The organism is Actinomadura sp. K4S16, assembly GCF_008327685.1.
GTDB lineage: Bacteria > Actinomycetota > Actinomycetes > Streptosporangiales > Streptosporangiaceae > Spirillospora.
The window spans coordinates 127,678-141,870 of record NZ_BDDE01000031.1 but is presented as its reverse complement, the minus strand read 5'-3'; the positions used below and the strand labels follow the sequence as shown (position 1 = coordinate 141,870).

13 protein-coding genes are annotated in these 14,193 nt (G+C 72.5%); 3 read left to right on the top strand and 10 right to left on the bottom strand.

Annotation, left to right across the window (positions count from 1 at the left end):
* Positions 1-367: 367 nt before the first annotated feature.
* From tyrS to argC, 9 genes are all read right to left on the bottom strand, one after another.
* Positions 368-1,645 (bottom strand): tyrosine--tRNA ligase, encoded by a 1,278-nt coding sequence (tyrS, locus tag K4S16_RS42535; protein ID WP_149264784.1) that lies wholly within the window; start codon positions 1,643-1,645, stop codon positions 368-370.
* A gap of 133 nt (positions 1,646-1,778) precedes the next feature.
* The gene (locus tag K4S16_RS42530) at positions 1,779-2,444 is read right to left on the bottom strand and encodes a DNA-3-methyladenine glycosylase (protein WP_375708368.1); all 666 of its coding nucleotides are present in this window, start codon (positions 2,442-2,444) and stop codon (positions 1,779-1,781) included.
* A 53-nt stretch (positions 2,445-2,497) separates the two neighbouring features.
* Positions 2,498-3,916 carry an argininosuccinate lyase gene (gene argH, locus K4S16_RS42525; protein WP_200842439.1) on the bottom strand — a complete coding sequence of 473 codons (1,419 nt, stop codon included), beginning with the start codon at positions 3,914-3,916 and terminating at the stop codon, positions 2,498-2,500.
* Positions 3,917-4,064: 148 nt separating this feature from the next.
* Positions 4,065-4,601: an arginine repressor gene (locus K4S16_RS42520; protein ID WP_149264804.1), complete on the bottom strand. Its 537-nt coding sequence runs from the start codon at positions 4,599-4,601 to the stop codon at positions 4,065-4,067.
* Positions 4,602-4,609: 8 nt separating this feature from the next.
* Entirely contained in the window at positions 4,610-5,527 is a 918-nt protein-coding gene (gene argF, locus K4S16_RS42515) for an ornithine carbamoyltransferase (RefSeq protein ID WP_149264782.1), read from the bottom strand.
* The gene (locus tag K4S16_RS42510) at positions 5,524-6,723 is read right to left on the bottom strand and encodes an acetylornithine transaminase (RefSeq protein WP_149264781.1); all 1,200 of its coding nucleotides are present in this window, start codon (positions 6,721-6,723) and stop codon (positions 5,524-5,526) included. Before K4S16_RS42510 ends, argF begins: the two co-directional genes overlap by 4 nt.
* Complete coding sequence (argB, locus tag K4S16_RS42505; protein ID WP_149264803.1) at positions 6,720-7,634, bottom strand: acetylglutamate kinase; 915 nt, start codon at positions 7,632-7,634, stop codon at positions 6,720-6,722. Before argB ends, K4S16_RS42510 begins: the two co-directional genes overlap by 4 nt.
* A gap of 23 nt (positions 7,635-7,657) precedes the next feature.
* Complete coding sequence (gene argJ, locus K4S16_RS42500; RefSeq protein WP_149264780.1) at positions 7,658-8,815, bottom strand: bifunctional glutamate N-acetyltransferase/amino-acid acetyltransferase ArgJ; 1,158 nt, start codon at positions 8,813-8,815, stop codon at positions 7,658-7,660.
* Positions 8,812-9,840: an N-acetyl-gamma-glutamyl-phosphate reductase gene (argC, locus tag K4S16_RS42495; protein WP_149264779.1), complete on the bottom strand. Its 1,029-nt coding sequence runs from the start codon at positions 9,838-9,840 to the stop codon at positions 8,812-8,814. The genes argJ and argC overlap by 4 nt, the downstream gene beginning before the upstream one ends.
* A 164-nt stretch (positions 9,841-10,004) precedes the next feature.
* On the opposite strand from argC, the gene K4S16_RS42490 reads away from it, so the two are divergent.
* Genes K4S16_RS42490 through K4S16_RS42480 form a run of 3 tightly spaced genes read left to right on the top strand, consistent with a single transcriptional unit; the run spans position 10,005 to position 12,315 of the window.
* Entirely contained in the window at positions 10,005-10,502 is a 498-nt protein-coding gene (locus K4S16_RS42490; RefSeq protein ID WP_149264778.1) for a MarR family winged helix-turn-helix transcriptional regulator, read from the top strand.
* Positions 10,499-11,467 carry an ABC transporter ATP-binding protein gene (locus K4S16_RS42485; protein WP_149264777.1) on the top strand — a complete coding sequence of 323 codons (969 nt, stop codon included), beginning with the start codon at positions 10,499-10,501 and terminating at the stop codon, positions 11,465-11,467. The genes K4S16_RS42490 and K4S16_RS42485 overlap by 4 nt, the downstream gene beginning before the upstream one ends.
* On the top strand, positions 11,464-12,315 hold the full coding sequence (locus K4S16_RS42480; RefSeq protein ID WP_235037430.1) for an ABC transporter permease: 852 nt from the start codon (positions 11,464-11,466) through the stop codon (positions 12,313-12,315). Before K4S16_RS42485 ends, K4S16_RS42480 begins: the two co-directional genes overlap by 4 nt.
* A gap of 55 nt (positions 12,316-12,370) precedes the next feature.
* Here K4S16_RS42480 and K4S16_RS42475 read toward each other — a convergent pair whose 3' ends face one another.
* Positions 12,371-13,987, bottom strand: coding sequence for an ABC-F family ATP-binding cassette domain-containing protein (locus tag K4S16_RS42475; protein ID WP_149264776.1), 1,617 nt, complete (start codon positions 13,985-13,987; stop codon positions 12,371-12,373).
* Positions 13,988-14,193 lie beyond the last annotated feature (206 nt).

Here is a 14,193-nt window from a genome sequence, read left to right as displayed (position 1 = left end):
GGGGCAACCCTTCAATCGTACCCGATCCGTCCTGGTTTATTCAACTTCGGGCGGTTCGGCCTCATAAGTCCATTTTGGGCAAGCCATGGCTCACCCGCTTCGGGCTGTAGAGGGTTTCCCCCGGGGCCGGCCGCCTGTCGGCGTCCCGCTCCCCCGTGGGGCGTGTAGAACATTAGGTCCCGCCGCCAGGAGCGTCAAATCAGCCCCGGCGGACGATGTATCCCCAGGTCATCTACTGTTTTCAGTCTTCAAACCATGCCCGTGCGGGGCCGTCGTAACCGCACTGTGACGTGTATCTACCGAAGTTTGCCCTCCTCATGGCGACCGCCCGCCCGGAGCGGTTCCGGACGGGCGGTCGGAGGGCACGTCAGGAGGCGGTCACCTCGACGCCGCCCACGTTGCGCTTGCCGCGCCGCAGGACGAGGAACCGGCCGTGCAGCAGGTCGGTGGCCGCCGGTACGGCCTCCTCCGACTCGACCTTCGCGTTGTTGAGGTAGGCGCCGCCCTGGGCGATGGCGCGGCGGGCCTCCGACTTGCTCTTGCACAGCCCCGACGCCGCCAGAAGATCCACCACGGAGGGCAGCTCTCCCGCCGGCACCTCCGTGCGGGGCACCTCGGAGAGGGCGGCTTGCAGCGTCCGCTCGTCCAGCTCCTCCAGGGACCCCTGCCCGAACAGGGCGCGGGACGCCGCGATGACCCGGGCGGTCTCGTCCGCGCCGTGCACGAGCGTGGTCATCTCCTCGGCGAGCGCCCGCTGCGGGGCCCGCGCGGCCGGCCGGTCGGCTCCCTGCTTGACCAGGTCCTCGATCTCCTCGCGGGGACGGAAGCTGAAGAACTTCAGGAACTTCTCCACGTCCCGGTCGTCGGCGTTGATCCAGAACTGGTAGAACGCGTACGGCGACGTCAGCTCGGGGTCGAGCCAGTAGGTCTCGCCGCCCGCGGTCTTGCCGAACTTGGACCCGTCCGCCTTGGTCAGCAGCGGCGTGGTGAGCGCGTGCGCGCTGCCCCCCTCGACGCGCCGGATCAGGTCGACGCCCGCGGTGAGGTTGCCCCACTGGTCGCTGCCGCCGGTCTGCAGCCGGCACCCGTGGCGCCGGTACAGCTCAAGGAAGTCCATGGACTGGAGCAGGACGTAGCTGAACTCGGTGTAGCTCATCCCGGTGGTGTCGAGCCGGGCCTTGACCGTCTCCCGGGCGAGCATCCGGTTGACCGGGAAGTGCTTGCCGATGTCGCGCAGGAACTCGACGGCCGACATGGGGCCGGTCCAGTCGAGGTTGCTCACCATGGTCGCGGCGGTCGGGCCCTCGTCGAAGTCGAGGAACTTCGACACCTGGCCGCGGACCCGCTCGACCCACCCGGCGACGGTCTCCTCCGAGTTCAGGACGCGCTCGGCGCTCTTGCCGCTCGGGTCGCCGATCAGCCCCGTGGCGCCGCCGACCAGGCCGATCGGCCGGTGGCCGGCCTTCTGGAAGCGGCGCAGCGTGAGGATCTGGATCAGGTTGCCGAGGTGCAGCGAGGGCGCCGTCGGGTCGAAGCCGCAATAGAGGGTGACCGGTCCCGCGGCGAGCAGCGCCCGCAGTTCGTCCAGGTCGGTGGACTGCGCGATCAGGCCGCGCCACGCGAGATCATCCAAAATGTCGGTCACGGTCTCCCTCGTCTCCGGCTTGCTTTCCTGTGCCCACCACCCTGCACCGGCGGGCGGCTGTCACGCCAACGATATTCAACGTCCGCCCCGGTGGGGCGGGTACCGGCCGACCGCGGCAGCGACCGCGGCCGGGTCACTTGCCCGCGGTGATGTTCCTGCGCTGCCTCGGGACGTGCGGGCGGTACGGGGAGACGGTCGGGTCGCCGTCGATCCAGAACCGCCACGGGACCTCCTTGGCACCGTTGACCCCGGTGCGGGGCCCGTTTCGGATCAGGTCCGGGTCGGCGGGCTCGCCCCTGAGGACCGTCATCTCCCCGCCCGGCGTGCACACGTCCAGGCCGTTCTGCTCGCGGGCGACGCCGAGGGCCTGGCAGAGCCGGGCCGGGCCGCGGGCCAGGTCGCGGACGGTCGAGCGGGGACGGCGCGCCCGGGCGATGTCCTCACCCTCGATGATCTCGCCGGCGCGGAGCAGCACCGCCATGGACGTCCCGTCCGGTCCGCACACGAGGTTCATGCAGAAGTGCATGCCGTAGGTGAAGTAGACGTAGACGTGCCCAGGCGGCCCGAACATGACCTCGTTGCGCCGGGTCCGCCCCCGGTAGGCGTGGGACGCCGGGTCCAGCGGGCCCGCGTACGCCTCCACCTCGGTGAGCCGAGCGGCCACCTCCCCCTCCGGGGTGCGGTGGCTGATCACGTGCCCGAGCAGCGCGGGCGCGACCTCCTCCACCGGGCCGTCGAAGAACTCCCTGGGCAGCACCGCCGCGTCCATCGCCTCACCGTGGTCTAGGGAAAGCCTCACCGATCGACCAGCCTAGGGGGCGGCCTGCACCAGGACGGCCGCCCCTCTCCGGTTCAGGAGTCCGAGCCGGCGGCCCAGGCGGCGTGGCCGTTGACGAGCGTGCGCAGGGCGCCGATCTGCTCGCGGACGCGGTCGGGCGCCGTCCCCCCGTAGGCCTTGCGGGACGCGAGGGCGCCCTGGACGTTCAGCACCTCGCGGACGTCCGGCGTCAGGTGCGGCGACACCTTGCCGAGCTCCTCGTCGGTGAGGTCGTCGAAGTCCTTGTCGTTGACCTGGCACCAGACGACGAGGTGCCCGACGACCTCGTGGGCGTCGCGGAACGCCACGCCGCGCCGGACGAGAAGTTCGGCGAGGTCGGTGGCGAGGGCGAAGCCGTCCGGGGCGAGGGCCTCCAGCCGCTCGGTGTTGACCCGCATGGTCGCGATGAGCCCGGACATGGCGGGCAGCACGAGCAGCAGCGTCTCGACGGCGTCGAACGCGCCCTCCTTGTCCTCCTGCAGGTCGCGGTTGTAGGTGAGCGGGAGGCCCTTCAGAGTGGTGAGCAGGCCGACGAGGTGCCCGATGAGGCGGCCGGCCTTGCCGCGCGCCAGCTCGGCGACGTCGGGGTTCTTCTTCTGGGGCATGATCGACGACCCGGTGGCGTAGGTGTCGTCCATCTCGATCCAGCGGAACTCCTGCGAGGCCCACAGGCAGACCTCCTCGCCGAGGCGGGAGAGGTGCACGCCGATCAGGGCGGCCGCGAAGAGGAACTCGGCGACGAAGTCGCGGTCGGCGACGGCGTCCATGGAGTTGGGCGCGGCGGCGTCGAAGCCGAGCTCGGCGGCGGTGGCCTGCGGGTCGAGCGGCAGGGAGGAGCCGGCGAGGGCGCCGGAGCCGAGCGGGGACACGGCGGCGCGGCGGTCCCAGTCGCGCAGCCGGTCGATGTCGCGGGTGAGCGGCTGGACGTGCGCGAGGAGCTGGTGGGAGAACAGCACGGGCTGGGCGTGCTGCAGGTGGGTCATGCCGGGCGCGGCGACGCCGAGGTTGTGCTCGGCCTGCGCGATGAGCGCGGTCTCCAGCTCGACCAGCCGCGACACGATCTGCCGGACGTGGTCGCGCAGGTACAGGCGCAGGTCGGTGGCGACCTGGTCGTTGCGGCTGCGGCCGGCGCGCAGCTTGCCGCCGAGGGCGCCGAGGCGCTCCAGCAGGCCGCGCTCAAGGGCGGTGTGGACGTCCTCGTCGGCGACCGTGGGCCGGAACTCGCCGCTCCGGCACGCCTCCTCCAGGTCGTCCAGGGCACCGATCATGCGCTCGAGCTCGTCGTCGGTGAGCAGGCCCGCCCGGTTGAGGACGCGTGCGTGCGCGCGCGATCCCATCAGGTCGTAGGGGGCGAGCCGCCAGTCGAACTGGACGCTCACCGAGAGCCGCGCGAGCGCGTCCGACGGGCCGCCTTCGAACCGGCCGCCCCACAGCCGCGTCGGTGCCTTGGTCACGGAGAATCCTCTTCTTCCCACCACTGGTCGTTCGGTCAACTGCCATCTCACCACGCCGCCCCGCACGGGTACGGAACGGACGCACCCGCCGGACGCCGCGGCGCCGGCGTCCGCAACAGCGTACGGCGAATCCGCCGCGTCCCGCGGGTCAGGACGGGTCGTGAACGGGGCCTCCCGGCCCCTGGGTTCGTCGCTCGCGCGTACTGGTCAGCCGCAGCAGCGCCTGGGCGACGTCCTCCCCGCCGTCGGGGTCGCGGGCGATGACGAGGATGGAGTCGTCGCCCGCGACGGTGCCGAGGATGGACGGCCACTCGGCGTGGTCGATCGCCGAGGCCAGGTACTGGGCCGCGCCCGGCGGGGTCCGCACCATGACCAGGTTCGCCGACGCCTCGGCCGACACCAGCAGCTCGGCGGCGAGCCGGGAGAGCCGCCCGGTGAAGGTCTCGGCGGCGCCGGTGCGGGCGCGGCGGATCCGCTCGCCGCCCTCGCCCGGGACGGCATAGATCAGGCTGCCGTCGTCGGCGCGCAGCTTCACCGCGCCGATCTCGACCAGGTCGCGGGACAGCGTGGCCTGGGTGACCTCGACGCCCTCGTCCCCGAGGAGCTTCGCGAGCTCCCCCTGCGAGTGGACGGGGTGCCGGGTCAGCAGCTCGATCACCCGGGCGTGCCGCGCGGCCTTGGTCATGGGGGTCGTCACCGGGAGCGCTCCAGGAGCCACACGAGCAGCGCCTTCTGCGCGTGCAGCCGGTTCTCGGCCTCGTCCCAGACCCGGCTCCGCGGGCCGTCGAGGACGGAGGCGGCGATCTCCTTGCCGCGGTAGGCGGGCAGGCAGTGCAGCACGATCGCTTCGGGGTCGGCGAGTGCGAGCAGCCCCTCGGTCACCGAGTACGGCTCGTACAGCGAGGTGTCCTTGCCGTCCTGGCCCATCGACACCCACGTGTCGGTGGCGAGGACGTCGGCTCCCGCGGCGGCCGCGGCGGCGTCGGCGGTGACCGTCACGGACCCGCCGGTCGCGGCCGCGATCTCCGTCGCGCGCGCGACGACCGCGGGGTCGGGCGGCAGGGAGGCGGGGGCGCCGATCCGGACGTGCATCCCCGCGGTGGCTCCGCCGAGCAGGTAGGAGTGCGCCATGTTGTTGGCGCCGTCGCCGAAGTAGGCGAGGGTGGCGCCGGCGAGGCCGCCCTTGGCCTCCCGGACCGTCTGGAGATCGGCGAGGATCTGGCAGGGGTGGAACTCGTCGGTGAGGGCGTTGACGACCGGGACCGCGGTGCCGGCGGCCATCTCCTCGATGCGCTCCTGCCCGGCCGTGCGCCACACGATGGCGCTGACCTGGCGTTCGAGGACGCGGGCGGTGTCGGCGATGGTCTCGCCGCGGCCGAGCTGGCTCGTTCCCGCGTCCATCACCAGGGGGTTGCCGCCGAGCTCGGCGATGCCGACGGCGAACGACAGCCGGGTCCGCGTGGACGGCTTGTCGAACAGCACGGCCACCGAGCGCGGGCCCTCCAGCGGCCGGTGGCCGAAGCGGTCCTTCTTCACCTGCGCGGCGAGGTCGAGGACTTCGGCCTGCTCGCCGGGGGTGAGGTCGTCGTCCCGCAGAAAGTGCCTGGTCACGGTCGCTTCTCCTGCTCGGTGGCGGCGGCGTCGAGGATACCGGGGAACGCCTCGGTGAACGAGTCCGCCTGCTCGGCGGTCAGGACCAGCGGCGGCGCGAGGCGCACCGCGTCCGGCCGGAGCGCGTTGACCAGGAAGCCCGCGTCGCGGGCGGCGGCCTCCACCGCGGCCGCGTGCGGCCCGGTCAGCACGGTCGCCAGCCACAGCCCGCGGCCCCGCACGCCCGCGAGCAGCGGGTGGTCGACGGCGTCGAGGCCGGCGGCGAGGGACTCCCCCACGGAGGCGGCGTGGGCGAGCAGGCCGTCCTTCTCGATGGTGGTGAGGACGGCGAGGGCCGCCGCCGCGGCGACCGGGTTGCCGCCGAACGTGCTGCCGTGGTCGCCCTTGGCGAACAGGTCGCCGTGCGGGCCGAACGCGACGCACGCCCCGATCGGCAGGCCGCCGCCGAGGCCCTTGGCGAGGGTGAGGACGTCGGGCCTGGCGTCCTCGTGCTCGAAGGCGAACCAGGTGCCGGTGCGGCCGATCGCGGACTGGATCTCGTCGGCGACGAACAGCGCGCCCGCCGCGTCGCAGATCCGGCGGACGGCGGCGAAGTAGCCGTCCGGCGGCGGGACGACCCCGGCCTCGCCCTGGGTGGGCTCCAGGAACACCGCCGCGCAGTGCTCGTCCACCGCGGCCTCGAGCGCGCCCGCGTCCCCGTACGGGACGAAGCGGACGTCGATGCCGAACGGCCCGAACGGCTCCCGGATCGCGGCCTTGCCCGTCAGGCTCAGCGCGCCGAGCGTCCGGCCGTGGAAGCCGTCCTCGGCCGCGACGACGTACGGGCGCCCGTTCGCCTTCCCGTACTTGAGGGCGAGCTTGAGCGCGCACTCGTTCGCCTCGGTGCCGCTGTTGGCCAGGAACACCTTGCCGTCGCCGCCCAGCAGCTCCCGCAGCCGCTCGGCGAGCAGCACCTCCGGCTCGTGCAGGAAGAGGTTGGACGTGTGCGCGATGGTCGCGGCCTGGGACGCCACCGCCTCGACGAGCGCGGGGTGGCCGTGCCCGAGCGAGCTGACCGCGATCCCCGCGATGAGGTCGAGGTACTCGCGGCCGCCGGTGTCCCACACCCGGCAGCCCTCGCCGCGCGCGAGCGCCACGGGCGGGACGCCGTAGTTCGGCATGAACGCCGCCTCGAACCGCTCCCTGAGATCGCTCATGAGGTCTCCTCCGCCCCGGTCGCCCCCGGAGGGCTGGGCAGCACCATCGTTCCGATCCCTTCGTCGGTGAAGATCTCCAGCAGCAGCGAGTGCAGGACCCGGCCGTCCAGGACGTGGGCCTGCGGGACGCCGCCGCGCACGGCCGCGAGGCAGGCCTCCATCTTGGGCACCATCCCCGCCGACAGGTCCGGCAGCAGCACGGCCAGCTCGTCGGTGGTGAGCCTGTCGATGACGTCGTCGCTGTCGGGCCAGTCGGCGTAGAGGCCCTCGACGTCGGTGAGGACGACGAGCTTCGCCGCGTCGAGCGCGACGGCCAGCGCGGCGGCGGCGGTGTCGGCGTTGACGTTGTAGACCTCGCCGTCGTCGCCGCGCGCGATGCTGGAGACCACCGGGACGCGGCCGTCGTCCAGCAGCGCCCGCACGGCCCCGACCTGCACCTCGACGATCTCGCCGACCTGGCCGATGTCGACGGGCGCGCCGTCCACGACCGCCCGCTTGCGCTCGGCGGTGAACAGGTTCGCGTCCTCGCCGGACATGCCGACCGCGAACGGGCCGTGCCGGTTGATCAGCCCGACGACGTCGCGCTGCACCTGCCCGGTCAGCACCATCCGGACGACCTCCATGGCCTCCGGGGTGGTGACCCGCAGGCCGGCGGTGAACGTCGAGTCGATGCCGTTGCGGGCCAGCGCCGCGTTGATCTGCGGACCGCCGCCGTGCACGATCACGGGCTTCAGCCCCGCGTAGCGCAGGAACACCACGTCCTCGGCGAAGGAGTGGCGCAGCTCCTCGTCGGTCATGGCGTGCCCGCCGTACTTGATCACGACGGTCGTGCCGTGGAACCGCTCCAGCCACGGCAGGGCCTTGATCAGGGTCTCGGCCTTGCTCATGACGCCCAGCCGGTTCTTGCGCATCTCCGCGCCCGAGGTCACCGCGCTCATGTCGAGTACGCCGAGTTCTCGTGGACGTAGTCGGCCGTGAGGTCGGTGGTCCAGACGGTGGCGCTGTGCGGGCCCGCGGACAGGTCGACGGTGATCGTCACGTCGCGGGGGCGCAGGTCGACCTTGTCGCGGTCGTCGCCGAACGAGCCGTTCCGGCACACCCACACGCCGTTGATCGCGACGTTGAGGTGGTCGGGCTCGAACACCGCGTCGGTGGTGCCGACGGCCGACAGCACCCGGCCCCAGTTGGGGTCCTCGCCGTGGATCGCGCACTTGAGCAGGTTGTTGCGGGCGACGGAGCGCCCGACGGCGACCGCGTCGTCCTCGGACGCGGCGCCGACGACCTCGATCGCGATGGCCTTGGACGCGCCCTCGGCGTCCACGAGCAGCTGCCGGGTGAGGTCGCCGCACACCTCGGTGAGCAGCGCGGTGAACTCCTCCTCGTCCGGGACGACCTCGGCGGCGCCCGACGCCAGCAGCAGCACGGTGTCGTTGGTGGACATGCACCCGTCGGAGTCGAGCCGGTCGAGGGTGACGCCGGTGGCCGCGCGCAGCGCCCGGTCGAGCGTTTCCGCGGGCAGGTCGGCATCGGTGGTGACGACGCAGAGCATGGTGGCGAGGGAGGGGGCGAGCATGCCCGCGCCCTTGGCCATCGCACCGATCATGTAGCCGCCGGCGCCCTGCCGGAACGAGATCTTGGCGACGGTGTCGGTGGTGCGGATCGCGTCGGCGGCGGCGAGCCCGCCGTCGCCGCGCGACAGCTCGGCGGCGGCCTTCTCGACGCCGGGCAGCAGCAGGTCCATCGGCAGCCGCTCGCCGATCAGCCCGGTGGAGCAGACGGCGATCTCGCCGGCCGAGTCGTCCAGCAGCTCGGCGGCCTTCTCGGCGGTGGCGTGGGTGTCCTGGAAGCCCGGGGCGCCGGTGCAGGCGTTGGCGCCGCCCGCGTTCAGCACGACGGCGCGGACGCGGGCGCCCTTGAGGACCTGCTCCGACCACAGGACGGGCGCGGCCCGCACCCGGTTGCGGGTGAAGACGCCGGCGGCCGCGCGGGACGGCCCGTCGTTGACGACGAGGGCCAGGTCGCGGTTGCCGCTGTCCTTCAGCCCGGCGACGACGCCGGCGGCGCGGAAACCCCGGGGGGCGGTGACGCTCAAGGGGACACTCCGATCGTGGTCAGCCCGAGTTCTTCCGGGAGGCCGAGGGCGAGGTTGGCGCTCTGCACCGCGCCGCCCGCGGTGCCCTTGGTGAGGTTGTCGACGGCGGCGACCACGACGACGCGCCCGGCCGCCTCGTCCAGCGCGACCTGGACGAGGACGGTGTTCGCTCCGAGGGTCATGGACGTGGCGGGCCACTGCCCCTCCGGCAGCAGCCCGAGGAACGGCTCGCCCGCGTAGGCCTCCTCGTAGGCGGCGCGCAGCGCGGCGGCGGTGACGCCGGGACGCGCCTTCGCGGTGCAGGTGGCGAGGATGCCGCGGCTCATCGGCGCGAGCGTCGGGGTGAAGGAGACCGTGACAGGCTCGCCCGCCGCCGCGCTCAGGTTCTGGATCATCTCGGGCGTATGCCTATGCGTGCCGCCGACGGCGTAGGCGGACACCGAGCCCATCACCTCGCTGCCCAGCAGATGGGGCTTGAGGGCCCGCCCGGCCCCGGAGGTGCCTGACGCCGCCACCACGACGACGTCGGGTTCGGCGAGGCCGGCGGCGAGCGCCGGGAACATCGCGAGCGAGACGGCCGTCGGGTAGCAGCCGGGCACGGCGACGCGCCTGGCGGAGCGCAGCGCGTCCCGGTGGCCGGGCAGTTCGGGCAGGCCGTAGGGCCAGGTGCCCGCGTGGGGCGTGCCGTAGAACCGCTCCCAGTCGGCGGGGTCGGCGAGCCGGTGGTCGGCGCCGCAGTCGATGACCAGGACGTCCTCGCCGAGCTGCTCGGCGAGCGGCCCGGACCGGCCGTGCGGCAGGGCCAGGAACACCACGTCGTGGCCGGAGAGCGTGCCGGGGGTGGTCTCCTCCAGGACGCGCCCGGCCAGGGATCGCAGGTGGGGCTGGTGCGCGCCGAGCTCGGCGCCCGCGTTGGCGCCGGCCGTCAGCGCGCCGATCTCGAACTCTGGATGTCCCGCCAGGATGCGCAGCACCTCGCCGCCCGCGAAGCCGCTGGCGCCGGCGACCGCCGTCCGGATTCCCATGTCCACTCTGCCCTTCGATAACAGTAAGCAAGAGTATGCATGAGACTGGATGTCTATTCAACGACGGGTTACGTCTTTCACACCGCTGAGACAAGCGCCACAGGTCGAGTACTTAGGCATCTAATGATTTGCTCCCTAAACATCAGTGCCCTAACATCACTCGCATGGAGAACCACGGCCTCGAAGACCTCAAGCTGTTCGGTCCCGTGGAGGAGTGGCCGGTCGGGCGGCTCTTCGGCGCCGCCTCACGGCTGTCGGGCCCGATCGTGTGGCGCATCATCGAGCGGCACGGCATCAGCCCGGCGGGCTTCTTCCTGCTGCGCCTGCTCATCGTCGAGGACGGCCTGCGCCCCGGGGAGGTCGCCAAGCGCCTGATGGTCACCCCCGCGACGGTCACCTCGGTCGTCGACACGCTGGAGCGCAACGGGCACGTGCGGCGCGAGCGCTCCTACCGGGACCGGCGCGGCGTGATGCTGCTCATCACCGACTCCGGCCGGCGGTTCCTGGCCGAGAAGTCCGGCCCCATCGGCCGCGATCTCTCCCGCCTCTACGACGTCGTCGACGAGGACGACGAGGCGGCCGTCCGCCGGTTCCTGCTCAGGCTGATCCAGAAATTCGAGAACTACTCCCCCGACGAGGAAGCGAAGGGAGACGGCGCGTGACCAATCCCCCCGAAACCGCCGTTCGCACGGTCGACTTGAGGAAGACCTATCCCGCGTCCGGGCCGCGCCCCGCGGTGCCCGCCGTCCAGGGCATCGACCTGGACGTCCCGCGCGGCGAGTTCTTCGGCCTGCTCGGCCCGAACGGCGCGGGCAAGTCGACCACGATCGGCATGCTCACCACGCTCGTCGTCCCGACCGGCGGCAGCGCCCAGGTGTCCGGCCTGGACGTGGTGAAGGACGCCGTCGAGATCAAGCGCCGCATCGGCGTGGTCTCGCAGAACAACACCCTCGACAACGAACTCACCGTCGCCGAGAACCTGGAGTTCCGCGGCCGGTACTTCGGGCTCGGCGCGCGGGACGCCCGCAAGCGCGCCGCCGAGCTGCTGGAGCTGTTCGGGCTGACCGAGCAGCGCGGCGGCAACCCGTTCGAGATCTCCGGCGGGCAGGCCAAGCGCGTGATGATCTGCCGTGCCCTCATGCACGGCCCCGAGGTGCTGTTCCTGGACGAGCCGACCGCCGGCCTCGACCCGCAGACCCGCACCAACCTCTGGGAGGTGCTGCGGGGGCTGCAGGCGGGCGGGCAGACGATCGTCCTCACCACCCACTACATGGAGGAGGCCGAGGCGCTCTGCGACCGGGTCGCGGTCGTCGACCACGGCAAGGTCCTCGCCAGCGGCACCGTCGACCAGCTGAAGTCCAGCGCCGGCGCCGACACCGTCATCACGGTGACCTACGACGCCCCCGCCCCGCAGGAGATCAAGAAGCTCGGCGACCGGACCGGCATCAGCAAGGTCGAGGTCACCGACGGCCAGGTCCGCGTGTTCGCGGCCGAGCCCGACGGCATCCTCGGCGAGCTCGTCACGATCGGCTCGGCCGCCGGCGTGGGCGTCACCGACGCGACGCAGCTGCGCCCGAGCCTGGAGACCGTCTTCCTCACCCTCACCGGAAGGGACTACCGCGAGTGACCGCCACCTCCGCCCCCGCCGTTCTGGCACCGCCGCCGCCGGCGCGGGCCACGGTGCCCCGCACGTTCGCCGCGATGATGGCGCGCGAGGCGCTCGTCATGCGCAAGAACTTCCTGTCGACGTTCGTCCGGGTGCTGGTGCAGCCGGTCATGTTCGTGTTCGTGTTCGCCTACGTGCTGCCGAAGCTCGGCGGCGGCGCCATGGCGGGCGGGCCCGGCGGGCCGACGTTCTCCACCATCCTGCTGCCCGGGCTCGTCGGCTCGTCGATCATCATGCAGGCGATGATGGCGGTGATCTTCCCGCTGATGATGGAGCTGAACTGGCAGAAGTCGATCACGGACCGGGCGCTGGCGCCGGTGCCGGTGCCGCTGCTGGCCGTGCAGAAGATCATCGCGGCGGCGGTCCAGGGCCTGATCGGCGGGCTGCTGGTGTTCCCCGCGGTCCTGTTCATCCACGCCGAGGGCCAGTCGCCCGAGGTGCACGTGGACAACTGGCCGGTCCTGATCGCGGTGATGGTGGTCGGCGCGCTGATGTCGGCGTCCGGCGGGCTGCTGCTCGGCACCCTGATGAACCCGCAGAAGGTCCAGGTCCTGTTCGCGATGGTGCTGCTGCCGATGACGATGCTCGGGTGCGTCTACTACCCGTGGTCGGCGCTCGACGACATCCGCTGGCTGCAGATCCTCAGCCTGTTCAACCCGCTGGTGTACGTCAGCGAGGGGCTGCGCAGCGCGCTCACGCCGGAGATCCCGCACATGCCGGTGTGGGCGTTCCTGCTCGCCATCGTCGGCGGGACGGCCCTGCTGGCGTGGGGGGCGACCCGCACCTTCACCAAGCGCGTACTGACCTGACCGGCCCTTCGGCGGCCCCCGCGCGGTTCCGGCCGCGCGGGGGCCGCCGCGTGTTCTACATCGGCTCGACCTCGGTGAGCCCGGACGCCCGGTCCATGCGCAGCCAGCGGGTGATGCCGAGCGTGCGCAGGAACGGCACGTCGTGGCTGACCACGACCAGCGCGCCCTCGTAGGCTGCGAGTGCCTGCCCGAGCTGCGCGGCGCTGGCCATGTCGAGGTTGTTCGTCGGCTCGTCCAGCAGCAGCAGCTGCGGGGCCGGCTCGGCGAGCAGCAGCGAAGCCAGCACGGCGCGGAACCGCTCTCCGCCCGACAGGGTCCCGGCGGGCTGGTCGGCCCGCGCGCCGCGGAACAGGAACCGCGCCAATCCCGCCCGGATCCGCGCCGGCGGCGCCGACGGCACCTGCACGCGGACGTTCTCGACGACGCTGAGGTCCTCGTCCAGGACGTCGAGCCGCTGGGGCAGGTAGCGGACGCCGTCCACCCCGAGCTTCACCGCCGTGCCCTCGGGGACGCGGTCGCCCACGAGGGCCCGCAGGAACGTGGTCTTGCCCGAGCCGTTCGGCCCGACGAGCGCGATCCGCTCCGGCCCTCGGACGATCAGCTCCGCCAACGTGCCGGGCTCCGGCTCGGGCGCGGTCAGGCCCGTCACGGTCAGGACCGTCCGCCCCGCCGGGACGCGGGTGGCGGGCAGCTCGACGCGGATCCCGGCGTCCTCGCGGACGGCCTCCTCCGCCTCGGTGAGCCGCGTGCGGGCGTCGGCGAGCCGCTCCTCGTGCATGATGCGGTGCTTGCCCGCCGAGACCTGGGCCTGCCGCTTGCGCTCGCCCATCACGATCTTGGGCTCGCGCTTGTTCTCCTGCATCTTGTTGCCGTAGCGCTTGCGCCGGGCGAGCTTGACATGGGCCTCCTCCAGTTCGCGCTTCTGACGGCGCAGGTCGGTCTCGGCGGCCCGGACCGTCCGTTCCGCCGCCTCCCGCTCGACGGCGAGCAGGTCCTCGTAGGCCGAGAGGTTGCCGCCGAAGGACCGGACGGCGCCGTCGCGCAGGTCGGCGATCTCGTCGACGCGGTCGAGCAGCTCCCGGTCGTGGCTGACGACGACGAGCACGCCCGTCCAGGACGCGACCGCCTCGTACAGGCGGTGGCGCGCGTCCAGGTCCAGGTTGTTGGTCGGCTCGTCGAGCAGCAGGACGTCCGGACGGACGAGGAACCGGGCCGCCAGCCCGGTCATCACGGCCTCGCCGCCCGACAGCGTCGGGACCGTCCGGTCCAGGTCGAGATGGCCGAGGCCGAGCCGGTCGAGTTCCGCGCGGGCGCGCTCCTCGACGTCCCAGTCGTCCCCGACCGCGGTGAAGTTCTCCTCCGTGGCCTCGCCGCGCTCGATGGCGTGCAGCGCCGCGCGGGTCGCGGTGATGCCGAGCAGGTCCGAGACCGTGGCGGTGTCGTCGAGGACGAGGTTCTGCGGCAGGTAGCCGATCTCCCCCTCCACGCTGACGGTGCCCGAGCCGGGACGCAGCTCACCGGCGATGATCTTCAGCAGGGTGGACTTGCCGGAGCCGTTGACGCCGATCAGGCCCGTCCGGCCGGTGCCGAACGCGGCGTCCAGCCCGTCCAGCACGACGGTGCCGTCCTCCCAGGCGAACGACAGGTCCGAGCACACGATGGCGAATGACATGGGCGGCCTCCATGGATGGGTGGGAGAAGGTGCGGGACGCATGGAGACACCGCGGATCGCGCGACGCGCCGGCGGGCATGGAAAAGCCCGGCGGGGAAGAAGTCCGCACTGAGGTCACGTGCGCGGGCCTAGAGCGGCCACTGCGCGGTGTCGGACCTCAGATCCTCAATGGACTCCCCAACCGGGCGGCGATGTGACGCGGTACA

Excerpts from the sequence above, each read along its gene's own strand:
- K4S16_RS42520 (WP_149264804.1), bottom strand. The coding sequence starts at position 4,601 with ATGACCAAGGCCGCGCGGCACGCCCGGGTGATCGAGCTGCTGACCCGG.
- K4S16_RS42510 (WP_149264781.1), bottom strand. The coding sequence starts at position 6,723 with ATGAGCGATCTCAGGGAGCGGTTCGAGGCGGCGTTCATGCCGAACTAC.
- argB (WP_149264803.1), bottom strand. The coding sequence starts at position 7,634 with ATGCGCAAGAACCGGCTGGGCGTCATGAGCAAGGCCGAGACCCTGATC.
- argC (WP_149264779.1), bottom strand. The coding sequence starts at position 9,840 with ATGGGAATCCGGACGGCGGTCGCCGGCGCCAGCGGCTTCGCGGGCGGC.
- K4S16_RS42490 (WP_149264778.1), top strand. The coding sequence starts at position 10,005 with ATGGAGAACCACGGCCTCGAAGACCTCAAGCTGTTCGGTCCCGTGGAG.
- K4S16_RS42475 (WP_149264776.1), bottom strand. The coding sequence starts at position 13,987 with ATGTCATTCGCCATCGTGTGCTCGGACCTGTCGTTCGCCTGGGAGGAC.